At 70.8% G+C, this 24,369-nt stretch carries 23 protein-coding genes; 9 read left to right on the plus strand and 14 right to left on the minus strand.

Going from position 1 to position 24,369, the window contains the following annotated elements:
* Positions 1 to 106: 106 nt before the first annotated feature.
* The 3 genes from OHT77_RS39010 (at position 107) to OHT77_RS39020 (ending at position 2,840) form a co-directional block, all read left to right on the plus strand.
* Entirely contained in the window at positions 107 to 799 is a 693-nt protein-coding gene (locus OHT77_RS39010) for a TetR/AcrR family transcriptional regulator (RefSeq protein ID WP_328833058.1), read from the plus strand.
* A gap of 170 nt (positions 800 to 969) precedes the next feature.
* Positions 970 to 2,178, plus strand: coding sequence for a sensor histidine kinase (locus OHT77_RS39015; RefSeq protein WP_328833059.1), 1,209 nt, complete (start codon positions 970 to 972; stop codon positions 2,176 to 2,178).
* Complete coding sequence (locus OHT77_RS39020; protein WP_328833060.1) at positions 2,175 to 2,840, plus strand: response regulator transcription factor; 666 nt, start codon at positions 2,175 to 2,177, stop codon at positions 2,838 to 2,840. Before OHT77_RS39015 ends, OHT77_RS39020 begins: the two co-directional genes overlap by 4 nt.
* Here the strand turns inward: OHT77_RS39020 and OHT77_RS39025 are convergent.
* Together OHT77_RS39025 and OHT77_RS39030 are read right to left on the minus strand one after the other, a co-directional pair.
* Positions 2,801 to 3,088 carry a DUF6332 family protein gene (locus OHT77_RS39025; RefSeq protein WP_328833061.1) on the minus strand — a complete coding sequence of 96 codons (288 nt, stop codon included), beginning with the start codon at positions 3,086 to 3,088 and terminating at the stop codon, positions 2,801 to 2,803. The genes OHT77_RS39020 and OHT77_RS39025 overlap by 40 nt on opposite strands.
* Before the next feature lie 187 nt (positions 3,089 to 3,275).
* A complete protein-coding gene (locus OHT77_RS39030; protein WP_328833062.1) occupies positions 3,276 to 4,757 on the minus strand; it encodes an MFS transporter in 1,482 nt (493 codons plus the stop codon).
* 87 nt (positions 4,758 to 4,844) lie between these two features.
* Here OHT77_RS39030 and OHT77_RS39035 point away from each other — a divergent pair, with 87 nt between their 5' ends.
* A complete protein-coding gene (locus tag OHT77_RS39035) occupies positions 4,845 to 5,222 on the plus strand; it encodes a MarR family winged helix-turn-helix transcriptional regulator (RefSeq protein WP_328833063.1) in 378 nt (125 codons plus the stop codon).
* Positions 5,223 to 5,250: 28 nt separating this feature from the next.
* On the opposite strand, the gene OHT77_RS39040 is transcribed toward OHT77_RS39035, so the two are convergent.
* Positions 5,251 to 6,219 (minus strand): alpha/beta hydrolase, encoded by a 969-nt coding sequence (locus OHT77_RS39040; RefSeq protein ID WP_328833064.1) that lies wholly within the window; start codon positions 6,217 to 6,219, stop codon positions 5,251 to 5,253.
* Positions 6,220 to 6,443: 224 nt separating this feature from the next.
* On the opposite strand from OHT77_RS39040, the gene OHT77_RS39045 reads away from it, so the two are divergent.
* Entirely contained in the window at positions 6,444 to 6,899 is a 456-nt protein-coding gene (locus tag OHT77_RS39045; protein ID WP_328833065.1) for a MarR family winged helix-turn-helix transcriptional regulator, read from the plus strand.
* Positions 6,900 to 7,201: 302 nt separating this feature from the next.
* On the plus strand, positions 7,202 to 8,839 hold the full coding sequence (locus tag OHT77_RS39050) for an MFS transporter (protein ID WP_328833067.1): 1,638 nt from the start codon (positions 7,202 to 7,204) through the stop codon (positions 8,837 to 8,839).
* Positions 8,840 to 8,905: 66 nt separating this feature from the next.
* On the opposite strand, the gene OHT77_RS39055 is transcribed toward OHT77_RS39050, so the two are convergent.
* Together OHT77_RS39055 and OHT77_RS39060 are read right to left on the minus strand one after the other, a co-directional pair.
* Entirely contained in the window at positions 8,906 to 9,544 is a 639-nt protein-coding gene (locus OHT77_RS39055; RefSeq protein WP_328833068.1) for a TetR/AcrR family transcriptional regulator, read from the minus strand.
* 171 nt (positions 9,545 to 9,715) lie between these two features.
* On the minus strand, positions 9,716 to 10,324 hold the full coding sequence (locus OHT77_RS39060; protein ID WP_328833070.1) for a flavin reductase family protein: 609 nt from the start codon (positions 10,322 to 10,324) through the stop codon (positions 9,716 to 9,718).
* Between the two features lie 180 nt (positions 10,325 to 10,504).
* On the opposite strand from OHT77_RS39060, the gene OHT77_RS39065 reads away from it, so the two are divergent.
* Positions 10,505 to 11,461 carry a DUF4232 domain-containing protein gene (locus tag OHT77_RS39065; protein WP_328833072.1) on the plus strand — a complete coding sequence of 319 codons (957 nt, stop codon included), beginning with the start codon at positions 10,505 to 10,507 and terminating at the stop codon, positions 11,459 to 11,461.
* Positions 11,462 to 11,543: 82 nt separating this feature from the next.
* On the opposite strand, the gene OHT77_RS39070 is transcribed toward OHT77_RS39065, so the two are convergent.
* The 3 genes from OHT77_RS39070 to OHT77_RS39080 all read right to left on the minus strand — a co-directional run bounded on the left by OHT77_RS39070 (position 11,544) and on the right by OHT77_RS39080 (position 15,128).
* On the minus strand, positions 11,544 to 13,136 hold the full coding sequence (locus OHT77_RS39070) for a peptidoglycan-binding protein (RefSeq protein ID WP_328833073.1): 1,593 nt from the start codon (positions 13,134 to 13,136) through the stop codon (positions 11,544 to 11,546).
* Positions 13,137 to 13,404: 268 nt separating this feature from the next.
* Complete coding sequence (locus tag OHT77_RS39075; RefSeq protein ID WP_328833074.1) at positions 13,405 to 14,283, minus strand: helix-turn-helix domain-containing protein; 879 nt, start codon at positions 14,281 to 14,283, stop codon at positions 13,405 to 13,407.
* A complete protein-coding gene (locus OHT77_RS39080) occupies positions 14,280 to 15,128 on the minus strand; it encodes a peptidoglycan-binding protein (RefSeq protein ID WP_328833075.1) in 849 nt (282 codons plus the stop codon). Before OHT77_RS39080 ends, OHT77_RS39075 begins: the two co-directional genes overlap by 4 nt.
* 418 nt (positions 15,129 to 15,546) lie before the next feature.
* Between OHT77_RS39080 and OHT77_RS39085 the strand changes: the two genes are divergently transcribed.
* Positions 15,547 to 17,127 (plus strand): MFS transporter, encoded by a 1,581-nt coding sequence (locus OHT77_RS39085; RefSeq protein ID WP_328833076.1) that lies wholly within the window; start codon positions 15,547 to 15,549, stop codon positions 17,125 to 17,127.
* Positions 17,128 to 17,211: 84 nt separating this feature from the next.
* Positions 17,212 to 17,934, plus strand: a complete 723-nt coding sequence (locus tag OHT77_RS39090) for a GntR family transcriptional regulator (RefSeq protein ID WP_328833077.1) — start codon at positions 17,212 to 17,214, stop codon at positions 17,932 to 17,934.
* A gap of 40 nt (positions 17,935 to 17,974) precedes the next feature.
* On the opposite strand, the gene OHT77_RS39095 is transcribed toward OHT77_RS39090, so the two are convergent.
* The 6 genes from OHT77_RS39095 to OHT77_RS39120 form a co-directional block, all read right to left on the minus strand.
* Positions 17,975 to 18,298, minus strand: a complete 324-nt coding sequence (locus OHT77_RS39095) for an L-rhamnose mutarotase (RefSeq protein WP_328833078.1) — start codon at positions 18,296 to 18,298, stop codon at positions 17,975 to 17,977.
* On the minus strand, positions 18,295 to 19,821 hold the full coding sequence (locus tag OHT77_RS39100; protein WP_328833080.1) for a sugar ABC transporter ATP-binding protein: 1,527 nt from the start codon (positions 19,819 to 19,821) through the stop codon (positions 18,295 to 18,297). Before OHT77_RS39100 ends, OHT77_RS39095 begins: the two co-directional genes overlap by 4 nt.
* On the minus strand, positions 19,818 to 20,861 hold the full coding sequence (locus tag OHT77_RS39105) for an ABC transporter permease (protein ID WP_328833081.1): 1,044 nt from the start codon (positions 20,859 to 20,861) through the stop codon (positions 19,818 to 19,820). The genes OHT77_RS39100 and OHT77_RS39105 overlap by 4 nt, the downstream gene beginning before the upstream one ends.
* Positions 20,858 to 21,916: an ABC transporter permease gene (locus tag OHT77_RS39110; RefSeq protein WP_328833082.1), complete on the minus strand. Its 1,059-nt coding sequence runs from the start codon at positions 21,914 to 21,916 to the stop codon at positions 20,858 to 20,860. The genes OHT77_RS39105 and OHT77_RS39110 overlap by 4 nt, the downstream gene beginning before the upstream one ends.
* A complete protein-coding gene (locus OHT77_RS39115) occupies positions 21,913 to 23,007 on the minus strand; it encodes a mandelate racemase/muconate lactonizing enzyme family protein (protein ID WP_328833083.1) in 1,095 nt (364 codons plus the stop codon). The genes OHT77_RS39110 and OHT77_RS39115 overlap by 4 nt, the downstream gene beginning before the upstream one ends.
* Positions 23,008 to 23,093: 86 nt before the next feature.
* Positions 23,094 to 24,185 (minus strand): sugar ABC transporter substrate-binding protein, encoded by a 1,092-nt coding sequence (locus OHT77_RS39120; protein WP_328833084.1) that lies wholly within the window; start codon positions 24,183 to 24,185, stop codon positions 23,094 to 23,096.
* Positions 24,186 to 24,369 lie beyond the last annotated feature (184 nt).

Here is a 24,369-nt window from a genome sequence, read left to right on the forward strand (position 1 = left end):
AACAGTCTGCATCGGCGCGGCGATCCAATGCAAGAGCAGTGCTCTCTTTTTTGTTCGGTGCTCTTGTTTGTGTGCGGTGCTCTGATTTCGTGCCACACTGGGCCGTATGAGCACCACACAAGGCGCCCGCGCCCGAGCCAGGATCGAGGTCACCGCGGCCATCAAGGACGAGGCGCGCAGACAGCTGGCGGCCGAGGGGGCGTCGAAGCTGTCGCTGCGCGCGGTGGCGCGGGAGCTGGGCATGGTGTCCTCCGCGCTGTACCGGTACTTCCCCAGCCGTGACGATCTGCTGACCGCTCTCATCATCGATGCGTACGACTCCCTCGGGGAGGCGGCGGAGGCTGCGCATTCCGTTGTGGTGGATGCGGGGCCGTTGCGCCGGTGGGTGGCCGTGTGTGAGGCGGTGCGGGGGTGGGCGCTCGGGCATCCGCATGAGTACGCGTTGATCTACGGGTCGCCTGTTCCGGGGTATGTCGCTCCGGAGACGACCGTGGAGTCCGCCGCGCGGGTTGCCCTGCTGTTGATCGGGACCGCGCGGGATGCGTACCGGGACGGCAGTCTGACCGAGCCTCCACTCCCTGCCGACCTCTGCGCCGAGGGCGAGCGCATGGTCGCGGATTTCGCCGGGGATCTCCCGCCCGCGGTGGCCGTGGCTCTCGTGAGCGCGTGGGCCGAGCTCTACGGGATGGTCAGCTTTGAGCTCTTTGGTCAGTTTCGGCGTGTGGTGGAGGACCGGGGGGCGTTTTTTCGGCATGCGGCTCGGCGGCTGGCGCTCGGGGTGGGTCTCGCCGGCGAGTGAGGGTGCGCCTCGACAGGTGGTTCGTTCGCCGCACGTCCGGTGGGGGCTGGTCGCGCAGTTCCCCGCGCCCCTTCCAGGGGCGCTGCAGTGGACGTACTCCCTGGGAAGTACGCGTGATCACGCCGACCGGCTGACGCCGTGGATGCCGCTCGGCGTCTAGCGTGACGTGCATGGATGTGGAGCGGGTCGGCGGTGGGGGGTCGCCCTGGTGGCGGCACGGGCCGCCGTGGGGGGACTCGGCGCGGTGGCCGTGGCGGTCGACGCTGTTGGTGACCGTGTTGGTGCTGGGGGGCAGCAACTTCGCCTCGCACGGTCAGCCCGATCGCGTTTATCTCGATCTCTTCGGGCGCTTGCTGCTCATCGCCGCGTCGGTGCTGTTGCTGTGGCGGCACCGGTACCCCGTGTGGGTGGCGTTCGGCACGGTGGTGGCCACCGTGGTCTATGTCGGTGCCGGATACGCGTACGGCCCGGTCTTCGTGACCGTGGCCCTCGGGTGTTTCAGCGCGGTCGTCGCCGGGCGGCGGTGGGCCGCCTGGGCCGCGCTCGGGGTGTTGTGGGTGGCGCACCTCCTGATCTCGCACTGGTTGTACCGGTGGCTGCCCCCGGCACACGATCACGCGATGCCCTGGGGTGGTGAACTGGCCGTCGCCACCTGGGTGGTGGCCATCGCCGCGATCTCCGAACTGGCCCGCACCCGGCGCGACCAGTGGGCCCGCGACCGTGCCGAGCGTGCCCAGGCGGCCCGGCGCCGGGCCGACGAGGAACGGCTGAGGATGGCCCGCGAACTGCACGACGTCCTCGCGCACAGCATCTCCGTCATCAACGTCCAGGCGGGCGTCGGTCTCGCGCTCCTCGACTCCGACCCGGAGCAGGCCCGTACGGCACTGACCACCATCAAGGCCGCCAGCAAGGAGGCGCTCGGCGAGGTCCGCCAGGTCCTCGACACCCTGCGCACCCCCGGCGACGCCCCGCGCGCCCCGGCCCCCGGCCTCGACCGGCTCCCCGAACTGGTCCAGCAGGCGGCGAGCGCCGGCCTCACCGTAGAGCTGGACGGCACCCCGCCCCGCCTCCCGCCCGGCACCGACCTCGCCGCCTTCCGCGTCGTGCAGGAGGCCCTCACCAATGTCGTACGGCACTCGGGCTCACGGCACGCGCGCGTGCACGTCGAGCACGATCCCCGGGAGCTACGGCTGCGCATCGACGACGACGGGCCCGCGACCGGCGCGGACGCCGGGGGCAGCGGCAACGGGCTGGCCGGGATGCGGGAACGGGCCGCCGCGCTCGGTGGCACGATCGAGGCGGGTCCCCGTCCGGACGGCGGCTACCGGGTGCTCGCCGTACTGCCGTTGAAGGTCACGCCGAAGGAGGACGACCGGTGATCCGCGTACTGCTCGCCGACGACCAGTCCCTGGTCCGGGCCGGGTTCAAGGCGCTGCTCGACGCCCAGCCCGACATCGAGGTGGCCGGCGAGGCCGCCGACGGTGAGGAGGCCGTGCGCAAGGTGGGTGAACTGCGCCCCGATGTCGTTCTGATGGACATCCGCATGCCGTTGCTCGACGGCCTGGCCGCGACGCGCCGGATCACCGGGGACGGTGATCTGAAGGACGTGAAGGTGGTGATGCTGACGACCTTCGAACTCGACGAGTACGTCTTCGAGGCGATCCGCTCCGGCGCGTCCGGCTTCCTGGTGAAGGACACCGAGCCGGACGAACTCCTGCGCGCGGTAAGGGCGGTGGTCGACGGCGACGCGCTGCTGTCACCCGGGGTGACCCGTCGGCTCATCGCCGAGTTCGCGGCCCGCTCCAAGGAGCCCGCGACCGCCGACGCCCTCACCCAACTCACCGAGCGGGAACGGGAGGTGATGGCCCTCGTCGGCATCGGCCTCTCCAACGAGGAGATCGCCCGCCGTCTGGTCGTCAGCCCGCTCACCGCCAAGACCCACGTCAGCCGCACGATGGTGAAACTCGGCGCCCGGGACAGGGCCCAACTGGTCGTGCTGGCCTACGAGTCGGGGTTGGTGCGCCCCGGCTGGCTGGGCTGACCCGCCCCCGGCCGGTACCGGTACAGCACGGTCGCCACCCGCACGAGGAACGCCACCGGCGCGAGCACGAGTCCCCCGCGCATCAGCAACGTCTCGACGGAGCCCGGCAGTTCGAAGAGCAGCGCCGGCCCGGCGACGACCCCGAACAGCACCGCCGCCACGAACGCGGCACTGACCAGCGCGTATCCGATCTCCACGGTCACCGCGTCCCGCTCGGCCTGAGTGCGCCGTCCCCCGTACGTCGTCATCCCGAAAGTCTCACACGTGTGCGCCCGGCGGGACAAACAACCCCGCCGGGCGCACACTCAGGGAGGCGTCCCCGTGAGCCGGTCCGTCCGAACGCGGTCCCGCCGGGCCGTGCCCCCAAGGGGCGCGGGGAACGGCGCGACCGGCCACGACGGACCCGCAGGCGACACAGGCCGCCTGGCGGAGCGTCTAGTCGCGGACTGCGACGCGCTCCGTCTCCGCCTCCGTCACAGTGGACTTGGCTACGACGATGGACTGTTGGGCACGGCGCGTGCGCAGACCCGGCAGGGAGACCAGCAGGCCGACCAGCGCGATGATCGTCACCACGACCAGCCCGGGCCGATAACTGTCCAGGACCGCCTGCGGGGTGGCGTGCGTCGGCGCGTGGGCGGTGACCACGGCCGTGACGACCGCGAGGAAGATCGCGCCGCCCACCTGCACCGAGGTGTTCAACAGCCCGGAGACCATGCCCTGTTCGTGGTCGTCGACCCCGTTGGTGGCCTGGATGTTGAGCGAGGGGAAGACCAGCGCGAACGCCCCGCCGATCAGCAGCATCGACGGCAGGATCACCGACGCGTACACCGGATCGACGCTGACCCGCAGGAAGAGGGCGTACCCCACGACCATCAGCGCGAAGCCCACCACGATCAGCCGCTGGGTGCCGAACCGGTCGACGATCGCCCCCATCTTCGTCGAGGACGCCGCCACCAGCGCCCCGGCCGGCAGGAAGGCGAGCGCCGTGTGCAACGCCGACCAGCCGAGCAGCTGTTGCATGTACAGCGTGACCAAGAACTGGAAGCCGACGTACGACCCGAAGAGGGCCATCGCGCCGAGCTGGGCCCGGATCTGGTTCCCGGACCGCAGCACCCCGAGCCGGATCAACGGCCCCGCGGAACGCCGCTCGACGAACACGAACACGGTCAGCAGGACGGCAACTGCCAGGAAGGAGAGGAGGGTCCGGGCCGATGCCCAGCCGACCTCCGGTGCCTGCACGACGGTGAACACCAGCAGCAGCATCGCTCCCGTGCCGAGCACCGCGCCCGGGACGTCGTAGCCGTTGTGGTCCTTCTCGCGTTCACTGCGCGGCAGCAGCTTCAGGCCGGCGAGCAGGGCGAGCAGCGCGATGGGTGCGGGGAGCAGCATGGTCAGGCGCCAACTGGCCTCCGTGAGCAGGCCGGAGAGGACCAGGCCCATGGAGAAACCGGTGGCCGCGCAGGTGGTGTAGATGGACAGGGCGCGGTTGCGCAGCGGGCCCTCGGCGAAGGTCGTCGTGATGATGGACAGGCCGGCCGGTGCGGTGAAGGCCGCGCTGAGGCCCTTGATGAAGCGGCTGGCGATGAGCAGCGGGCCCGAGTCGACGAGCCCGCCGAGCAGCGAGGCCACGGCGAAGACACCCAGGGCGACCAGGAAGACCTGGCGCCGGCCGAGCAGGTCGGCGGTCCGGCCGCCGAGGAGGAGCAGGCCGCCGTATCCCAGGATGTAGCCGCTGACGATCCATTGGAGCGTCGAGGTGGAGAGGTCGAGTTCGGAGCCGATCGAGGGCAGGGCGACACCGACCATCGACACGTCGAGCGCGTCCAGGAACATCGCGGCGCAGAGCACCAGCAGAGTGCCCCACAGCCGGGGGGTCCAACGTCCCTCGGACAATGGAGGGGAGAGCGGAGAGGTCATGGCGCAGACACTACATGCGTATGCATCGAATGCAAGCGCATTTAATTCCGATGCAACAAACCAGGTTCTCTGCTACGGTGCGCTGTCATGGCGGCGAAGAAGGCCGAGCAGGCGCTCGTGGACCAGTGGCGGGGGATGCTGGCGCTGCACGCCCGCACGCAGTGCGAACTCGACCGCGCCCTGCATCAACACGGCCTGTGCGGCAGCGACTTCGAGGTGCTGGACGTGCTGTCCGCCGAGCCCTGCGCGTTCCGCGTCCAGGAGATCTCCGAGCGGGTCCACCTCAGTCAGAGCGCCCTGTCCCGGCTGATCGCCCGGCTGGAGAAGGACGGTCTCGTCGAGCGCGGCATGTGCGCGGAGGACCGGCGGGGCGTCCGCGTGACCCTCACCGAAAAAGGCCGCACGCTGCACGGCGAGGTACTCCCGGTGCAGCGTGCGGTGTTGACGAAGATGCTGACCGCCTGAGGATTCGTCAGGTCCGGCCGGTCGTAGGTCAGTTGGCGGCGAGGGCCTTGCGCAGGGTGTCGACGGCCAGGGTGATGGCGGCCTCGGCGGCATGGGTCTCGCGCAGGGCGTTGAGCATCGCGAAGTCGTGGATGATCCCCTGGAAGCGGACGGCCGTGACCGCGACCCCCGCCTCGCGCAGCTTGTTGGCGTAGGCCTCGCCCTCGTCGCGCAGCACGTCGGCCTCGCCGGTGATGACCAACGCCGGGGGCAGACCGGTGAGTTGCTCGGTCGTGGCGCGCAGCGGGGACGCGGTGATCTGGGCGCGCTCGGCCTCGTCGGTCGTGTACTGGTCCCAGAACCACTGCATGCCGTCACGGCGCAGGAAGTAGCCGGTGGCGAACTGGTCGTAGGAGCCGGTGTCGAAGTTCGCGTCGGTGACCGGGTAGAACAACACCTGCTGGAGCAGGGGGACATCGCCCCGCTCCTTGGCCATCAGCGTCAGCGCCGCGGTCATGTTGCCGCCCACCGAGTCGCCGACCACCGCTATGCGCGCCGGGTCCAGGTCCTTGGAAGCGCCCTGCTCCACGACCCACCGGGCAACGGTGTAGTTCTGCTCGATGGCGACCGGGTAGCGGGCCTCGGGGGAGAGGTCGTACTCCGGGAAGACCACGGCGGCGTTGGCGCCGACGGCGAGTTCGCGCACCAGGCGGTCGTGGGTGTGGGCGTTGCCGAAGACCCAGCCCGCGCCGTGGATGTAGATGATCACGGGGAGGGTGCCGGTGACCCCGGCGGGGCGGACGACGCGGGTCCTGACCTGGCCGGTCGGGCCGCCGGGGACGGTGATCCACTCCTCGTCGACGGCGGGCTTGGCGATCTCGCCGGACTGGACCTCGTCGACGGCCTTGCGGCCCTCGGCGGGGGCGAGGTCGAACAGGTAGGGCGGGTTCGCGGTCGCTTCGACGAAGGCCTGGGCGGCGGGTTCGAGGACCGGGCGGGGGGCGGTGCTGTCGGTCATGGCGATCTCCTCGGATCGGGTGCCGCGAGTGGGTTCCGGCGGGGACCGGGCCGGTGGTGCGGCACGGAGATGACAGTAGCGTGCGATTAAGTCGTGCACAACTAAAGCGTTCTCTATAGAATCGGCCGGACCTGAACGGTAAAGTGGTGCGGATCGCCCCATCGGGCGCCGTGGACGTCGTAGAAGCCGCGGATGTCGTGCATGCCGGAGCGAGGAGTCGCGCCATGAGCCCAGCCGCCGAGGGACCGGCCGAGGGGTCGCTGCTGCTCGACGACCAGTTGTGCTTCGCGCTGTACGCGGCCTCGCGTGCGGTGACCGCGAGGTACCGGCCGCTGCTGGACGCGTTGGGGCTGACCTACCCGCAGTACCTCGTCATGCTCGTGCTCTGGGAGCAGGACTCGATCTCCGTGCGGGACCTCGGGACCGCGCTGCAACTGGAGTCCAGCACGCTCTCCCCGCTGCTGAAGCGGCTGGAGGCGGGCGGACTGCTGCGCCGGGAGCGCCGGCGGGACGACGAGCGGTCGGTCGCGATCCGGCTCACCGACACCGGGGAGCGGCTGCGGGAGCGGGCCGCCGCCGTGCCCCTCGCCATCGGGGACGCCATGGGCCTGACGCCCGCTCAGGACGCCCTGGCCAAGCAGCTCCTCCGGCTGATCACCGCCAACGTCAGCGCCGGCTGAACCACCCGCCACCTGCGTGTTTCCGCTTCGCGGGGCGGTGTGTCGTCGCCGCTGTTCAGCTTAGTTTGCAGGTCCAACGGCATCTCCAGGACCGGGTCCCCGGTATACGGTCCGAAGCGATTTCCCGAAAAGAAATGGCTTACGTCAATGGAGATTCAAGCCGAACAACCACGTCACCTTCCGGGCCACGGAACGCGACCGACGGAGTCGGCACCGTCACCCCCGCCGTAGCCACGCACGGAACGCCTCGCGCACCGCACACCCGGTCAACCCGCCCCCGTACGACGACGTTTAGAGGTGCCATGCCGACCCTGGTTCCCGAAGTCTCGCCTCCGTCCCCCCAGCCGGACGCCCCGTCCCGGAACGTCACCGCGACCATCGCCCTGGCCTGCGTGGGAGTCTTCGTCTCCTATCTGCCGGTCGTCGGGGTGTCGGTCGCGCTCCCGGTGATCCAGCAGGCGCTCGACGCGTCCACCACCGGACTCCAGTGGATCACCGACGCCTTCATCCTGCCGACCGCCGCACTCCTCCTGACCTGCGGTGTCATCGGCGACCTCTTCGGCCGCAAGAAGATGTACCTGATCGGTCTGACGCTGTCCTGTCTCGGCTGTCTCATCGCCCTGACCGGCCACAGCGTCGTCCAGGTCTGCGTGGGCCAGGCGCTCACCGGTGTGGGCACCGCCGCGCTGCTGCCCGCGACCCTCGGACTGATCAGCCATGTCTGCCCCGACCACCGCAGGCGCGGCGCCGCGATAGCCCTGTGGACGGCAGCCCTCGGCCTCGGCCTCACCCTCGGCCCGCTCTTCAACGGCCTGATCGTCGAGCACGCCAGTTGGCGCTGGATCTTCCTGCCCACCCTGGCCATCGGCGCCGTCACGGTCCTGGTGGGCGCCGTCGTCCTCACCGACTCCCGCTCGGACCGCGAACGCCACCTCGACATCCCCGGCCAGCTCCTCGCCATCGTCGCGATCACCGCGGTCGTCTACGGCGTCATCGAGGGCGGCGGCGCCCCGGGCTGGGGTTCCGCCGAGGTCGTGATCGCGTTCGTCGTGGCGGCGCTCGCCCTGCCGGCCTTCGTCCTGGTCGAACTGCGGTCGCCCTGCCCGATGTTGGACATGCGGCTGTTCAAGTCCTCGGCGTTCTCCGGGGCCGCGCTCGTCATGGCGCTCACACTGTTCGCGCAGGTCGGCCTGGTCTTCTCGCTCAGCGAGTACTTCGGGCTCGTCCACCACGCCTCGACCTGGGACATCGGAGTGCGGCTGCTCGCGCTCAACGGCTTCACCGTCGTCCTCGGCCCGGTGGTCGGCCGGCTGATGCACCGCTTCTCGCCCGGCCTCGTGCTGGTGACAGGACTGCTCGTCGGCGGCATCGGCGCGCTTCTGGTCAACCTCTTCGACGCCGGCACCGGCACCGGCGAAGCGGCCCTGGTCATCGCGGTGTTCGGCATCGGCATCGCGCTGGCGATCGCCCCCATCACCACCATCGCCATGAACAGCCTCCCGCGCCGCCTGGGCAGCACCGCGGGCGCCGCCAACAGCGCGCTCCGGCAGATCGGCAGCGCCCTGGGCCCCGCGATCTTCGGCGTCGTCCTCACCAACCGCACCCTGGACGCACTGCCCGCGCACGTCGCCGCGTCCGGCCTCGACCCGGCCGACCAGGGCCAGGTCATCGGCATGGTCAACGGCGCCGGCATCCAGGCGGGCGCCTTCCTCCATCTCGACTCCGGTGAGGCGACCGGCCAGGCGCTCGCCGCCTACGGAGCGAGCTTCACCGACGCGCTGCACACCTGCGCCCTCGTCGGCGGCATCGGCATGCTGGTCGCCGCGGCCGTCGCCTTCACCACCATCGGCGTCCGCGCCCGCGCACCGCACGGCGAGCCGGAGGCCACGGCGGCGACCCACCCCGCCGCCGGAGCGACCGCACTCGGCGAGACCGGCTGACCAACACCCGCTGCCCCAGGGGTGGTTGACCTCCGGTCGTGACACCGGAGGCCGACCACCCCTGTGTTACGACCCTCCCGCGCTGTCGTTCTCCACCGCCGGGGCGAGCAGATGACACAGGGAGTCCGCCAGCAGACGCAGCGGATCGGCGGTCTCCAACGGCCACTCGACGGCGATCCACGCGGCGAAGAACGACTCCGTCTGCAGGACGGCCATCAGCGCGCGCTGACGGGCCTCGGCCGGGTCGACGCCCCGCCACCGCTCCGGGGGACCGACCAGCATCGCGACATAGCGCTCGTGCGCCTCGACGTACTGCACCCGGCCCTCGCCGAGACTCCGCAGCGCCGCGGGGGCCGCCGCGTTGGCGACCCGCCGGACCGGCGCCATCGCGCGCCAGTCGGCCGCCGCCTCGTCCAGCCAGGCGCGGATGCCGGCCCGGGTCCAGCGCGGCAGCGCCGCCAGCTCCGCGTACGCCTCGCCCATCACGCCGTAGACCCGCGCGACCAGCGCGTCGACGATCTCGGCCTTGCCGGGGAAATGGGCGTAGACCGTGGCCCGTGTCACCCCCGCGGCCTGGGCGATGTCCTCCATGCGCGCGTCCAGGAACGGCTTCTCGGTGAGGACCGTGACGGCCGCGTCGAGCAGTCGGCGATGGGTGAGGTTCTTCTGTTCTTCGCGGAGGTTCCTGCGGGGCGTCGGCTCCATCCGACCAGTGTCTTGCATGGGCGCCGCGACACGTGACGGGGTGGCTCACGGGCCGCCGTGAACCACCCTCCGCCAGATGCCCTCCTTGTTGTCGGCGATCGGCGGGCGCTAGTCACCGCGGTACCGGCACCCCCCTTCCGCCAGGGCAATCCATGCCTGGAGAGGAACCCCTCAGCTCTCCGCGGGCCAGTCGTCGTACCGGATGCGGCGCAGTTCGAGGACGTCCCCTACGGTGCTCCACTCGTCCTTGCCGAGACGGGCCAGCGGACGCAGCCGGTCGATCTCCGGGTGGCCGTCGACGAGGACGTTCTCGTCGATCGCGAGATGCACCACCCGGCCGAAGACCACGGTGTCCTGACCCAGCCGGAGCGTGCTGTGCAGCTCGCACTCCAGCGCCACGGGGGAACCGGCGACGCGGGACGGCTTCACCCGGAGCGCGGCCTCGCGCTCCACCCCGACCGCGTCGAACTCGCTCACGCCCGCGGGGAAGTCGGTGGCGGTCTTGTTCACCGCGTCGATGAGCGGCTCCGGGGCGAGGTTGACCACGAACTGCCCGGTGGCCTCGACATTGCGCAGGGAGTCCTTGCGGCCGACCGAGGTGAACTGCACGACCGGCGGCCTGGCCGACGAGACCGTGAAGAAGGAGTGGGGTGCGAGATTGTCGACGCCGTCGGCGGAGATCGTCGACACCCAGGCGATGGGCCGGGGGACGACCGTCGCGGTGAGCAGCCGGTAGACCGCGAACGGATCCATCTGGGCCGGGTTGAATTCAGTGCGCATAGCAGCGATATATCAGACGCCCACGCGACCCCGCGTCGGCGGTGGTGGGGCCGGGGCGGTGATGCCGAGGGCCCGGGAACCCTCAACTGCCTCTCGCCTCACCGAACTTGTGACAGCCCTGTGACCGGAATTATGGCCTCCGTCACATGCGCGGGGTGCACGCGCTGATCGGATGACCGGATGCGCAGACCCGCCCCACTCCGCCCGGCCCTCGGCCGCACCGTTCCCTTCCTGTCGGCTCTCGCCGCGACCGCCCTGCTGCTCACGGCCTGCGGTACGGAGCACGACGGCGCCGGGAGGGCCGGGGCGGGCGGGTCCGAGTCGCCGGCCCGCACGCAGGTCGACGATCCGGGCAAGGACGGCGTGCGGGTCACCTCGCTGACCCTCCCGTCGCCTTCCCCCTCGCCCACCCGCAGCTACTCGGTCTCCGCCGACAGCCTCCCCAAGGACTCGGGCATCGTCGCCGCCTACGAGGTCGTCAACAAGGGCACCGAGACCCTGACGTACACGGTCATCGTCACCTTCACGAGCGCCGACGGCGGGGCCATGGCCAACCAGACCGTGACCGTCCGCGACGTCGGTCCCGGCAAGACCGTGCGGGGCACGGTCCGGGCCGGTGTGCTGCCGCTGACCACACCGCGGGTGACGGGGGCCAAGGTCCTCGAAGTGACCAAGGTCCCCTCGAACGAGGCACCGGCCGCCGCGGGCACGTGCCCCGCCTCCGGGATCCGGGTCAGCGCCGACCGGGGCGACGCGGCCATGGGGCTGCGGGTCGTGGGCCTGCATCTCGACAACTGCGGTACGCGCGACTACTCCGTCGACGGGTACCCGGTGCTGGAACTCCTCGACGACGACCTCCAGCACGTCGACGGCATCAAGATCCTCGACGGCGGTGGCGGGATCGCCCCCGGCGGCGTGAACGACAAGCCGGCCGGTCCTGTCACGCTCAAGCCCGGCGAGTCGGCGCTCGCCACCCTGGTCTGGCGCAACACCACCCAGTTCGGCACGGCGGTGAACGTGCCCTACGTACGGGTACGGGCGAAGGCCGGTGCCGCTCCGGTGATCGTGACACCGAACCTCGATCTCGGGACCACCGGGAAGCTCGGGGTCACGGCGTGGCGGGCGGCGGAGGACTGAGCCGACCAGAGCGGGTGCGGGGCGGAGCGAACCGTGATGGTCGTCCCGCCCCGCACCCGCTCACCACTGGGGGGCCCGGAGGTCAGCTGCCGACGAGCATCTGCCAGGTCTGCGGGCCGACTTGGCCGTCGACGCCGAGGCTGTGCGCGGACTGGAAGGCGCGGGTGGCGCTGTTGGAGCCGGAGCCGAAGTCGCCGTCCACGGTGAGGCCGTAGCCGAACTTGTTCAGTTCGACCTGGGCGGCGCGGACGGCGTCGCCGCTGGAGCCCGTCTGTACCTGGACGATCAGCGCGGACCAGGTCTTCGGGCCGATCTGGCCGTCGACGCTGAGCCCGTGCGCGGACTGGAAGCTCTTGGCCGCGGCGAGTGTGCCGGACCCGAACTGGCCGTCGGCGCTGATCGTGGCACCGTGGGAGCGCAGCAGGTACTGCGCGGCCAGCACGTTGTTCCCGGTGTCGCCGTCGATGACGTTCGGCCAGGGCGGTGCGACGGTGCTGCCGCCCGAGGCGCCGTTCCCGGTGCCGACGAGCATCTGCCAGGTCTGCGGGCCGACTTGGCCGTCGACGCCGAGGCTGTGCGCGGACTGGAAGGCGCGGGCCGCGGTCTCGGTGCCGGAACCGAAGTTGCCGTCGACGGTCAGGCCGTAGCCGAACCGGTTCAACTCCACCTGCGCGGCGCGGACGGCGTCGCCGCTGGAGCCCGTCTGTACCTGGACGATCAGTGCCGACCAGGTCTGCGGGCCGATCTGGCCGTCGACGCCGAGGCCGTGCGCGGACTGGAAGCTCTTGGCCGCGGCGAGGGTGTCCGCCCCGAACTGGCCGTCGGCGGTGATCGAGGCACCGTGGTAGCGCAGCAGGTACTGCGCCGCCTGCACGCTGGGACCCGTCATGCCGTCGGTGATGTTCGGCCAGGACGGCAGGATGACACCGGTACCGCCGCCGCCCTTGCCGCCCCACTGCCCGTAGTCGGCGGCCATCGCCTGGTCGAGGTCCGCGTCGTGACCGGCGACCGAGATGCCGTTCTGGACCTGCCTCAACTGCGCGCGGCTGTCCCAGCTTCCGCCGGACCACGCGTACGTCTGCCAGCCCCAGGTTATTTTCCCGCTGTCGAAGAGTTCCTTGATCACGTGATAGCCGCCGTACGCACCGGTCCGGGACCGGCCGATCACCGAGGCGACGCCGTCGAAGTAGGAGTTGAGCGCGGAGTACATCGAGGACTGGAGGTCGAAGTCGACGCTGAAGTAGATCGGCCGCGTCGACGGCATCCCGTTGGCCGACGCCTGCCGCTGCGCCTCGGTGGCATGCCCGGCCCCCTGGGAGTACGGGTCCGCGGGGACGCCGCTCTGCCAGTCCTGCAGTCCGTCGGACTCCCAGTTGGAGACGATGCCGATGTCCGCGGCGGTCAGGGCCTGCGCCTCGGACAGGGTGAGGACCTTCGGGTTCGGCAGCCAGCTGAGGTAGCGGCACGCGAAGCCGTAGCCCGCCGAGGCGACCGAAGCGGCGGTGAGCGACGCGTCGGAGTAGTCGATCCCGTAGCTGGTCGTCGCGGCCGCGGTGGTGGCGGCGGAAGCCGACTGGGCGAATCCGATGCCGGTCGCGGTGGCCACCGCGGCGCCGCCGGCGAGGGTCAGGAGTCTGCGTCGAGACAGCTGACGGCCGTTGTCAAACGGGTCCATGACACGTTCCAATCCTTGACGTCTGTATGCGGTGTGCACGGTGGGGGCCGCTGGGCGACGCGGCGTGGGAGTCCTGCTGGAGCGGAAGCAGCGCTGCAGGTGATCTTTGGGCTCCGGTCGGGCCCGTGTCCACAGCGGGTGGGGATCTGGGGGGATGACGGGACGGTACCGGCTCCGACCTGCGGGGATGCACGGTGATGTGACGGTTGGGCGGGACAGTTCGGGGGCGGTCGCCGACAGGGCGTCCACTGCCGAACCTGACGGATCTTCAGTGCGCGGTGAGGCGGTAGCAGGTGGCAGGGGTGTGCGGGGTCTCCGACAGGCACGCGGTCAGGGGTGTGGGGCCGGCGTGGAGGCCGAGCAGAGGGGTGTGGACGAACGCGTTCAGCTGGCGCGTGCTGTGCACCGCGATGCTCTGTGCGGGCTGCCCGGGCGCGGACAGCGTGAGCGTGTCGCCGAGGCGCGTGTTCCAGACCCGGGCCCAGACGGCCCGGCACAGCGGGTTGTAACGGATTTCGAGACCGGCACCGCTCGGGGTCAGCCGGTGCAGCAGCGTCTGCGGTTGGGCCCCGCACAGGGTCACGCTCGGATCGCGGCCGGTGCAGGCGCCGGCCACACAGCCGACGTGGAAACCGGACGCGCGGGGCGTGGCCGCATCCGGCGAGGCGGCTTCCGGTGTCCCGACCCGCTGCCAGGCCGCCACCAGGCCGAGGGTCACGCACAGCGCCAGTACGCAGGTGAACGCCAGGGCGCGCACACCCCACCAGCGCTGCTCGTGTCGGCGCGGTGCGGGACGGGTCTCCGGAGCAGCGGTCTGCTGCACGGGAGCAACGGCACTGTCCGCAGCCCGAGTTGGCTCGGTCGGCGCCGCTGACACCGGCGCCTCCCGCACCGCGGCGCGCCCGCTGGCGGCGGCCTCGGCGAGTTCCCACAACGCCCGTATCCGGGGCGTGGGTTCGTCTGCCAGCTGGCACAGGGCGCGTACCGCGAGCCACGGTGGCAGCGCGGTGCCGCCGAGGTAGCGGTGCCAGGAGGACCTGCTGTACGCGGACTTGCCGGCCAGCTCCGTGATGGACAGCGCGGCGCGCTCGCGAAGTACCCGCAGTTCGGCGGCCAGCAGGACGAACTCCGGTCGGGCCCCGCTCATCCGCGCAGGGCGGCCCAGGTCGACGGGCCCACCTGTCCGTCCACGTCGAGGTGGAACTTCTTCTGCGCCTGGATCACCGCGGACTCGGTCAGGGGCCCGAAGTTCCCGTCGATGCCCCCGGGGGTGATGCCCGCACGCTGGAGCAGACACTGCAGTTCGGCGACCGCCGGTCCGCTCATGTCGACGACCAGTTGGTGTGTGCGCGTCTCGCTGTTCCCGGCGTACCACCGCCCGCCCTGCCGGGTGTACGAGCACGCGAAGGCCGTCGCCTCGGGGACCGCCACCGCCGTACCGCTGACGCCGCGGGCCGCGGCGACCTGGGTGGGCTGCACGAGGAGCAGGACCATCACGGCGCCCATGACCATCCCGCAGCCGAGCAGGCCCAACTGCCGCCATCCGGCGAGGTGATGACGGTCGCCGTCCACGCCGGTGTCCGAACGGTCGTCGTCCGCTTCCACGGCCCCGGTCGTCGCGGGCTCGGGCGGTAAGACCGGCTTGGACGGCGGGACCGGTTCGGACGGCGGGGTCGGCACGGAGGACGGGGTCGGCTCGGAGGACGGGGTCGGCTCGAAGGGCCCGGACCGCCGAGCGTTCACCGCCGCGTCCAGGAGCGCGAGGAGCCGCACCGGATCGGCGCCCACCACCTCCGCGAGGGACCGCACGGCAGCGGGCGGCGGCAGCGCACGGCCGCTGAGATAGCGCTCCCAGGACGACGTGCTGTACCCGGTCGCCGAGCCGAGTTGCTTGATCGACAACTCGCTGAAGTCCTTGGCCTTACGCAGGTGCGCCACCAGTGCGGCCACCGCCGGGTCGATCCCCGCAGGCAAGGCACGCCACCGCGCCATCCCGCCCCCTTTGAAGACTGCGCCCTCTTCCGGCGCGAAGCTTAGCGGCTCGGATCGTCCCGACCCGAGTCCATCCGGCCTCAACTGCCAGGTGTTTCCCAGGCGTTGACGCAGCGGCACGTGGGCCGGTTCCGGCCCGCGGCGCCGCGACCTGCGGCACCGCATCCTGACCGCGGACGGAGCCGGGGTCCGGTGGGCGATGCCGATCACGTTGTTGTCGCCGCCCCTCTTGGTCAACGCCCGGACGCCCTCGGCGAGTTCCCCGTCCGCGCGCGGATCGGGGCGTGACGCGGAGGGTCCGGGCGGACCGGGCGGATCGGCCCGTAGCGGCTCTGTTTCCCGTCGCTATACGCCATGTATGGTGAGCCGACTTCGCTATACGTGGCGTATGGCGAGCGGGTGGCTTGGAGACCGTCGTATGAGCGCGGCAGTGAGTGGCGTGAACGGGTCGGGTCCGGCGGGGGCGTCGGCCGCCGATCGGCGGAAGGTGCTGAAGGCGCTCAGCGGGCTGCTGCTCGCGCTGTTCGTCTCCACGCTCAGCAGTACGGTCGTCTCCAGCGCGCTGCCGAAGATCATCGGGGCGGTGCACGGATCGCAGACGCAGTACACGTGGGTCGTCACCGCGACCCTGCTCACGACCACGGCGACGACGCCGATCTGGGGCAAGCTCGCCGACCTGTTCAGCAAGAAGACCCTTGTCCAGGTGTCCATCGCGGTCTTCGTGCTGGGTGCCGTGGCGTCCGGGGCAAGCCGGACCGCGGGGCAGCTCATCGCCTCACGGGCGCTGCAGGGTGTCGGGGTGGGCGGTGTGCAGGCGCTCGTCCAGATCACCCTCGCGGCGATGATCCCGCCCCGCGAACGCGGCCGCTACAGCGGCTACTTGAGCAGTGTCACCGCCACGTCGACCATCGGCGGGCCGCTCCTCGGCGGGGTCGTCGTCGACACCTCGTGGCTGGGCTGGCGGTGGTGCTTCTTCATCGGCGTACCGATCGCCGCCGTGGCACTGTTCCTGCTCCAGCGGACGCTGAACCTGCCCGTCCTCCGGCGTGAGAACGTCAGAATTGACTACCTGGGGGCGACCCTCATCGCCTCGGGGGTCAGCGTGCTGCTGGTGTGGGTGTCGTTCGTCGACAACTCCTTCGGCTGGGTCTCCTGGCAGAGCGCCGTCATGGTGGCCGGCGGGTTGCTGCTGATCGGCGCGGCCGTGCGGGTGGAGTCGCGGGCCGCCGAACCCGTCGTACCGCTGGGCATCGTGCGGCAGCGGACCACCGCGCTCGCGATCGTCGGGAGCCTGGCCGTCGGTACGGCGATGTTCGGGGCCGCCGTGTTCCTCAGCCAGTACTTCCAGCTCAGCCGGGGGCACAGTCCGACCGAGGCGGGCCTGCTGACGATCCCGATGATGGCCGGCATCCTCGTCGCCTCGACGGTCGCGGGCCGGCTGATCAGCAGGACCGGGAAGATCAAGCCGTTCATCATCACCGGCGCCGTCCTGCTCACCGCCGGGTTCGCCGTGCTCGGCACGATCGACTCCAGGACGTCCATGGTGCTGCTCGGCGTGGCGATGCTGTGTGTCGGGATGGGCGTCGGCATGACGCTGCAGAATCTGGTGCTCGTCGTGCAGAACACCGTGCCGTTGAAGGACATCGGGGCGGCCAGCTCGACGGTGTCGTTCTTCCGCTCGCTCGGCGGCACGATCGGGGTCTCCGTCCTCGGCGCCGTGCTCGCCCGGCACGTCCAGGACCAGATCGCCCACGGACTCGTCTCGGCCGGGCTGCGGACCACGGGCGCCGCCACGGACGTCTCCGGGCAGCCCGCCGCCGTACAGGAGATCATCCGGGTCGCGTACGGCGATGCCACCGCGCAGATCTTCCTGCTCTCCGCCGCCGCGGCCGTCCTCGCGGTGATCGCCGCGATCCTGCTGAAGCCGGTCAGCCTGCGCAGCAGTCTCGACCTGGCCGAGAAGAGCGGGGGAGCGGCGGTTCCCGCGGAGGCGGGCTGACGGCGATGTTTCCCGGGAGGCCCGCTCAACCCGTCTACCTGGGTAAACTGAGGGAAACGCGAAGTGCCTTGAGGAGGAGCCGGGATGCCGCCGCACAGTCCTTCCGCGGCCGGGGTCCCGGACGAGGGTGAGGAGCGGAGCGTGCCGCCCGTCCGGCAGGCGCTGTCGGACAGCGTGTACGAGCGCATCAAGGCGATGGTCATGGACCACGAGATCGCCCCCGGCGGCCGCGTCGGCATCGAGGCACTCGCCCGCACCCTCAAGGTCTCCCCGACTCCCGTACGGGAAGCCCTCGCCCGGCTTGAGTCCGACGGTCTGGTGGTCAAGCGGACGCTCTCCGGATACCGGGCCACCCAGCTGCTCACCCGCCAGGGTCTCGACGAACTCTTCGAGATGCGGCTCCTGTTGGAGCCCCGGGCGGCTGCGCTGGCCGCCGAGCACGCCACCGAGTCCCAACTCGACGGCCTGGAGCGGATCGTCGAGGAGATGCAGGCCCACCCGAGCCCGGACGGACGGTACGCGTCGTACCGCGACTTCGCCGCCCTCGACCAGCGCTTCCACGAGGCGATCGGCCAGGCCGCGCACCGCCCGCTGCTCGCGGACGCGGTGGAACGGCTCCACGCGCATCTGCACATCTTCCGGCTCAGCAGGGTGGTCGGCGCCGAGGGCCCGACCGTCACCGAGCACGAGCGGATCGTACGAGCCGTGCTGCGCCGCAATCCAGAGCGGGCGGCCGAGGCGATGACCGAGCACCTGACGCGGAGCCTGGAGCGGCAGCTCGATGACGGCGAGACGTCCGCGTCCTGAACGGCCGCCGCAGGAACCGGAGTTGGAGACCCGCCCCCGCTCACTCCATGAGGAAAACCTGCTCCGCGGTGGCCCACCATTCGCCGGGCGCCGCCTCCGGAACGGGCACCTGGCAGGGGGCCGTGAGTTCCCACCACCGCCGGGTGGCCTCGTCCTCGGCCATCAGAGCCAGGTCCGCCTCGAGATCGTCGCCGTGGTACTCGAAATAGCTGAACAGGCGGTCGCCCAGCAGATGGATCGAGTAGTTGGAGATGTGGCTGCGCCGGATGCGGTCGAGCACCGGCTCGGGCACGTTCCGGTGCAACTCCTGGTATGCGGGCAGCTTTTCGGGGTGTACGGCGATCACCTGGGCCACGCGCCTCACGAGCGCACCGCGTCACGGTCGTGGATCAGGCGGATGACCCGGCCGCTCATCCGGTCGTAGTCGCGGTCGTTGTCGACCTCGCCGCGGATGCGGTGGTCGGTCATGACGACGATGCGGTCGGCGAGGGTGACCATCTCGGCGAGGTCGCTGCTGATGAGGAGGAGGGGGAGGCCGTCGCGGGCCAGGTCCCAGATCAGTTCGTGGAAGGCGCGCTTGGTGCGGACGTCGACACCGACCGTCGGCTCGTCGATGACGAGCAACTTGGTGTCCGCGGCAAGCCACTTGGCGAGGCTGACCTTCTGCTGGTTGCCGCCCGAGAGCTCGCCCGCGTTCTGCCCGCGCCCCGAGACACGGATGCCGAGCCGGTCCACGAGGTCCTGCGCGACGTCCCGCTCCTCGCGCGCGGAGACGAACCCGAGGGCCTTGGCGAGCCGCTTCCACACCGTCACCGTGATGTTGCGGACGATGGGCTGCTCCAGGAAGACGCCCTCCTCCTTGCGGTTCTCGGTGACATAGCCGATGCCGAACTCGTGCAGGGCCTGGCGGGGTGACGTGATGCGGACGGGGCTGCCGTGCACCCGGACCTCGCCGCCCGTGATGCGGTCGAGGCCGAGCACCGCCTTGACGAGTTCGCTGCGCCCGGCGCCGACCAGGCCGTACAGGCCGACGATCTCGCCGGGGCGGACCTCCAGGCTGATGTCACGGTGTCCGCCGGCCGTGGACACCTTGTCCAGTACGAGAGTTGGGGTGGCCGAGCGGTCCACCGTGCGGGGGCGCATCTCCGTCGCCGCGTGGGCGCGGCCGACCATCAGGCCGACGATGTCGTCGTGGGTGTGCTCGGCCAAGGGGGACGAATCCAGTACCGACCTGCCGTCGCGCAGCACGGTGACGGTGTCGCAGACCGCGAAGACCTCCTCCAGCTTGTGGCTGACGAAGACGACACAGGCGCCCCGGGCCGCCAGGCGCCGGATCACCTCGAAGAGGCGTTCCGTCTCCTGCGGGGAGAGGGAGGCGGTGGGCTCGTCGAGCAGGAGCACCCGGCTCTCGGTGTAGAGGGCCTTGGCGATCTCCACCAACTGCTGTTGCGCCACGGAGAGTTCACGCACCGGCTGCTGCGGGTCGAGGTCGACGCCGAGTTCCGCGAGGCAGGCGACGGCCGGTGCGGTCATGGCCTCGCGGTCGACCAGGCCGCGGTGCGAGGGCGGGTTCTGCAGGGTGATGTTCTCCGCCACCGAGAAGCCCGGGATCAGGTTGCGTTCCTGGTGGACGACGCCGATGCCGGCGCGGGTGGCCTCCAACGGCGAGCGGAGCTGGACCGGTTGGCCGTCCCGGGTGAGGCCGCCGCCGTCGGGGGAGTGGACGCCGGTGAGGACCTTGATGAGGGTCGACTTGCCGGCGCCGTTCTCGCCGAGCAGCGCGTGCACGGACCCGGCGGTCAGCCGCAGCCCCACGCCGTCCAGCGCCCGCACCCCGGGGAAGACCTTGACGAGGTCGTGGCATTCGAGGAGAACCGTGCCGCTCACTGGGCACCTCCGGTCTGCGGCAGGACGGCGCCGTCGGTCGTCGTGGCCTTCTCCAGGCGGGTCTGGTGCAGCCGGCCACCGGCGACCGTGCCCAGCACGACCAGGCCGATCAGCAGGTTCACCCAGCTCGGGTCCAGCGAGAACTGTGCCCGTGCCGCGTCGATCAGCCGGGTCACGAAGGCCGCAAGTACCGTGCCCAGCACGGCGATCGAACCGCCGGTGAGCGCCACGCCCCCGATGATCGGCGCGGCGAAGCTCGGCAGCAGCCAGTCGCCGCCGACGCTGCGGTTCACGCCGGGCAGTGAGGCCGTGGCGGTCACCGCGGCCACGCCGATCAGCAGCCCGGACAGGGTGTGCGCGGCGACGATCTGCCGGTCGGTGGAGATGCCGGACAGGCGGGCCGCGAGCGGGTTGCCGCCCGCCGCGAGGAGCCGTCGGCCCGCGACCGTGCGGTACATGAACGCCGCCAGCAGCGCCGCCGCGACGAGCGCGGTGACGAAGACCAGGGGGATGTCCAGTGGCGCCGCCGTGCCGAAGTCGCGCAGCGTGCGCGAGTAGCCGTCGACGGTACGGGTGCCGGTGAGCCGGTACTGCGCGCCCAGGAGGATCGTCATCGTCGCGAGGGTGACGATGAACCCGTTGATCTGCGTCGCCACGATGGCGACACCGGTCGCCAGCCCGATGGCCGTCGCCGTCAACAGGCCCACGATCACGGCGAGTCCGGCGGGCATCCCGTGATCGGCCATGAGGACGCCCATCAGACAGGCGGTGAAGCCTACCAACGCCCCGACGGCCAGGTTGAGTTGACCCACGCACAGCGCCACCATCTGGGCCAGCCCGATGAGAATGGGCGTGGCCAGATACTGGAGGAAGACCCGCACCGAGGGCCCCTCGAAGAACGAGCCCGACGAGGCGACCCCCAGCGCCAGATACCCCGCCACCACCACGCACAGCAGCAGCGCCGCCGTGGAACGGGAGAACCGGCGCAGCGCCTCGCCGCCCCAACTCCCCTGACCCAGGGTCACGTTCAAGCGGTTCATGTCGAACGCACCACCTTGCGATAGGACACCACCGTGCGGATCCGGTCGGCCGACAGGGCCAGCAGGAGGACACAGCCGAGATAGATGTTCAGGCTCTCCAGGCCCACGCCGAGCAGGTCGAGGCCCTTGCGGATCACGCCGACCAGGGCGGTGCCGAGCAGCGTGCCCAGCACGGACACCACCCCACCGGTGAGCAGGGTGCCGCCAAGTACCGCGCCCAGAAAGGACGGCAGCATGAAGTCGTCGCCGATGGAGGCACGGAACGTACCCGTGCCCGCCGCCATGAACCCGGCGAGCGCCGCGAGCAGCCCCGACAGGGTGTGCGCGAGCAGCACCCGGCGCCCGGTGGGAATGCCGGACAGCTCGGCGGCGGCCGGGTTCGCGCCGGTGAGCAGCAGCTCCCGGCCGATGCGCGTGCAGCCGTAGAGGAAGCCGAGGGCGAGCATCGCCAGGACGGTGAACTGGGCTATCTGCGGGACCGCCGGGGAGCCGCAGACCGGGCCCGCGCAGATGTCGGCGAGGGAGTAGGAGCGCAGTTGGTCGATTCCGGTCGGGTGGGTGGTGAAGGCGGCGTCGTCGGTGAGGGCCGAGTAGAGGAGGGAGACCAGGCCGAGCAGGGCGAAGTCCATGGCCAGGGTGACGACGAAGGAGCTGACTCCGGTACGGGCGATGAGCCAGCCGGTGACCGCGCCGATCGCCGCCCCGGCGGCCAGGCACATCAGCAGCCCGACCTGCATGGGGACGCCGAGACGGTCGTAGCCGAGGCCCGCGAACATCGCGCCGAAGGCGGCCATGCGGCCGACGGCGAGGTTCATGTGGCCCACGGACAGGGCGACCATCTGCGCGAGCGCGACGACGGTGAGGGTGGCGACGTCGCGGAGGAGCGGGAAGAGCACCAACTGCTGGTCCAGGAAGGCCGGTCGGAGCACGCCGAACAGCACGCTGAGCGCGATGACCAGGACCAGCAGGCCGAGTCGCTGGTTGACCCAGAACGGCATGCGGTGGCTCGCCGTCCGCTCCTCCGGGACGGTGTCGGGTGGGCTGATGGTCGTCATGCCACCCTCCGGTCGTCCAGCGCGTCCGGGTCCCAGTCGATGCCGATGCCCGGGACGTCCGGGGCCACGGCCTTCCCGTCGCGGATGGTCAGTTCGGTGCGGGTGACCGCCCTCAACTGTGGGATGTACTCGACGTATTGGCCGTTCGGTACGGCGGCGGCGAGGCTCACATGGAGTTCCATCAGGAAGTGCGGGCAGACCATGACGTTGTGGCTCTCGGCCAGGTGCGCGACCTTCAGCCAGGGGGTGATGCCACCGATCCGCGCGGCGTCGACCTGCACGACGGACGCGGCACCGGCCTCCAGATAACTGCGGAACTGCATCAGCGAGTACATCGACTCGCCCACGGCGACGGGAATGCGGGTCGCCGCCGCGAGCCGCGCGTGGCCGCTGATGTCGTCGGCGGGAAGCGGCTCCTCCAGCCAGTACGGGTCGTACGGCTCCAGCGCCGCCGCGAGCCGCAGGACGGAGGACGCCGACTGGGACTGGTTGGCGTCGGTCATGATGTGCAGGGAGGGGCCGACGGCCTCGCGTACGGCGCGCAGGCGCTCCGCGTCCTCGGCGGGGTGCGGGCGGCCCACCTTGATCTTGGCGCCCGCCCAGCCCGACTCCTGGGCGCGCAGGGCGCTTTTGACCAGTTCCTCGGCGCTGAGATGCAGCCAGCCGCCCTCCGTGTCGTAGACCGGCACCTCCTGGCGGTGACCGCCGGCCAGCCGCCACAGGGGTTCGCCCGCGCGCTTGCACCGCACGTCCCACAGGGCGGTGTCGACGGCGGCGAGGGCGAGCGAGGTGATGGCTCCGGTGGTGGTCGCCCGGGTCAGCGCGAACAGCCGCTGCCAGAGCGCCTCGACGTTGCGGGCGTCCTGTCCCACGAGCGCGGGCAGCAAGTGGTCGCGCAGCAGGGCGAGTACGGAGCTGCCGCCGGTGCCGATCGTGTACGCGTAGCCGGTTCCCGTGCGGCCCTCCGCCGTCTCGAGGTCGACCAGGACCGTCTCCTGTTTCACGAACGACTGCACCGCGTCGGTACGGTCCTGCTCGACGGCGATGTCGACCAGCCTCGCGGTGGCGGCCGTGATGATGCTGCTGCTCATTCAGCAAATCCGGTTTCTGTCGGGGGAGTTGGAGATCGGCGGTGCCGGGTGGGTGGCGGTGCTTGGCCGCCGGGGGTGGTCGGGCGTCAGCCGCAGGAGAGGATCTTGTCGGTGAACTGCTGCTTCAGCTGGGCGGTCTTCGCCTGCCGCGCCTTGTCGTAGCCGGAGACGTTCGCCTTGGTCACGACGAACGAACCCGAGTCGACCTCCACGCCGGGTGAACGCACCGTGCACTGCTTCGTCTGGAGCAGCGCCAGCGCCCAGATCCCGATCTCGGCCTGCCCGACCGGGTTCTGGACCACGGTGGCGGTGACCGTGCCCTGCCTGATGCCGCTGAGGATCTTGGCGTCGTCGTCGATGGCGATGACCTTCGCCTTCGACCCGGACGACTTGACGACGTCGGCCGCGGCGACGGCCGGGTTGTACGCGGTGGCGACGATGCCCGTGATCTGGCTGCCCTTCGCCGCCATCAGGTCGGACACCGCCTTCTGCGCGGTCTGCAGGTCCGTGTCGATGTCGGTGATGGTCTGCAGGAGCTTGACCTTGCCGCCGGACTCCTTCACGGCCTGGGCGACGCCCTTGATCCTCAACTGGGTATTGGCATCCACGTTGTTGCCGGTGAGATGGACCAGGGTGCCCTTGCCGCCCATGGCGTCGATCGCGGCCTTCGCGGCTTTGTACGCGGCGAGTTGGACGTCCGTGGAGAGACAGAAGTCGGCCTCGTCCTTGTCGCCCGCGGGGCACGAACCCAGCGAAGCCACCGGGAAACCCTGCGACGTGAGGTCCGCGAAGGTCGAGTTGACGTCGGTGGGGGAGACGCCGAACACCCCGAACGCGTTGTAGCCGCGCGCCGCGAGGGTCGACAGCAGGTTGTTCTGCTTCTGCTGGTCCCACTCCGCCGTCTCGTCGAAGGCGACGTCTCCGAGACCGTACGTCTTCTTCGCTGCCGCGCCCGCGGTCTTCCAGGGCTGGAAGTACGGGTGCGCGCCGCCCGGCACGAGAGCGACCTTGGTCTTCGAACCGTCCACGAGGTCGGCCCCCGCACCCGTGCGCCCGGCCGGCGCGGCCTGACTGCCGGACTGCGCAACGGAGTTGCGGTAGGTACAGGCCGCGGTTCCCGAGGCCAGCAACACGGCCGCGACAACTCCGGGCAGGACAGATCTGGTTGGGAAGCGCATGACCCACCCCTGCGGATTCGCATCGGAATCAGATAGGAAATCGATGCGGCGATCGTGAGGGAGGAATGGGGGCGCGTCAAGGGTTGTGGCAGGAAAGGGGTGCTGAGTGCGCGTTATGTGCACCCGTGGGTGCTGTGACCGCGCTGCGCAGGCGCCCCGGCTGGGCGGGGAATCATATAGGAAA

The organism is Streptomyces sp. NBC_00252, assembly GCF_036187565.1.
Lineage (GTDB): Bacteria > Actinomycetota > Actinomycetes > Streptomycetales > Streptomycetaceae > Streptomyces.

Excerpts from the sequence above, each read along its gene's own strand:
- OHT77_RS39010 (WP_328833058.1), top strand. The coding sequence starts at position 107 with ATGAGCACCACACAAGGCGCCCGCGCCCGAGCCAGGATCGAGGTCACC.
- OHT77_RS39015 (WP_328833059.1), top strand. The coding sequence starts at position 970 with ATGGATGTGGAGCGGGTCGGCGGTGGGGGGTCGCCCTGGTGGCGGCAC.
- OHT77_RS39025 (WP_328833061.1), bottom strand. The coding sequence starts at position 3,088 with ATGACGACGTACGGGGGACGGCGCACTCAGGCCGAGCGGGACGCGGTG.
- OHT77_RS39030 (WP_328833062.1), bottom strand. The coding sequence starts at position 4,757 with ATGACCTCTCCGCTCTCCCCTCCATTGTCCGAGGGACGTTGGACCCCC.
- OHT77_RS39035 (WP_328833063.1), top strand. The coding sequence starts at position 4,845 with ATGGCGGCGAAGAAGGCCGAGCAGGCGCTCGTGGACCAGTGGCGGGGG.
- OHT77_RS39040 (WP_328833064.1), bottom strand. The coding sequence starts at position 6,219 with ATGACCGACAGCACCGCCCCCCGCCCGGTCCTCGAACCCGCCGCCCAG.
- OHT77_RS39045 (WP_328833065.1), top strand. The coding sequence starts at position 6,444 with ATGAGCCCAGCCGCCGAGGGACCGGCCGAGGGGTCGCTGCTGCTCGAC.
- OHT77_RS39050 (WP_328833067.1), top strand. The coding sequence starts at position 7,202 with ATGCCGACCCTGGTTCCCGAAGTCTCGCCTCCGTCCCCCCAGCCGGAC.
- OHT77_RS39055 (WP_328833068.1), bottom strand. The coding sequence starts at position 9,544 with ATGGAGCCGACGCCCCGCAGGAACCTCCGCGAAGAACAGAAGAACCTC.
- OHT77_RS39060 (WP_328833070.1), bottom strand. The coding sequence starts at position 10,324 with ATGCGCACTGAATTCAACCCGGCCCAGATGGATCCGTTCGCGGTCTAC.
- OHT77_RS39065 (WP_328833072.1), top strand. The coding sequence starts at position 10,505 with ATGCGCAGACCCGCCCCACTCCGCCCGGCCCTCGGCCGCACCGTTCCC.
- OHT77_RS39070 (WP_328833073.1), bottom strand. The coding sequence starts at position 13,136 with ATGGACCCGTTTGACAACGGCCGTCAGCTGTCTCGACGCAGACTCCTG.
- OHT77_RS39075 (WP_328833074.1), bottom strand. The coding sequence starts at position 14,283 with ATGAGCGGGGCCCGACCGGAGTTCGTCCTGCTGGCCGCCGAACTGCGG.
- OHT77_RS39080 (WP_328833075.1), bottom strand. The coding sequence starts at position 15,128 with ATGGCGCGGTGGCGTGCCTTGCCTGCGGGGATCGACCCGGCGGTGGCC.
- OHT77_RS39085 (WP_328833076.1), top strand. The coding sequence starts at position 15,547 with ATGAGCGCGGCAGTGAGTGGCGTGAACGGGTCGGGTCCGGCGGGGGCG.
- OHT77_RS39090 (WP_328833077.1), top strand. The coding sequence starts at position 17,212 with ATGCCGCCGCACAGTCCTTCCGCGGCCGGGGTCCCGGACGAGGGTGAG.
- OHT77_RS39105 (WP_328833081.1), bottom strand. The coding sequence starts at position 20,861 with ATGAACCGCTTGAACGTGACCCTGGGTCAGGGGAGTTGGGGCGGCGAG.
- OHT77_RS39110 (WP_328833082.1), bottom strand. The coding sequence starts at position 21,916 with ATGACGACCATCAGCCCACCCGACACCGTCCCGGAGGAGCGGACGGCG.
- OHT77_RS39115 (WP_328833083.1), bottom strand. The coding sequence starts at position 23,007 with ATGAGCAGCAGCATCATCACGGCCGCCACCGCGAGGCTGGTCGACATC.
- OHT77_RS39120 (WP_328833084.1), bottom strand. The coding sequence starts at position 24,185 with ATGCGCTTCCCAACCAGATCTGTCCTGCCCGGAGTTGTCGCGGCCGTG.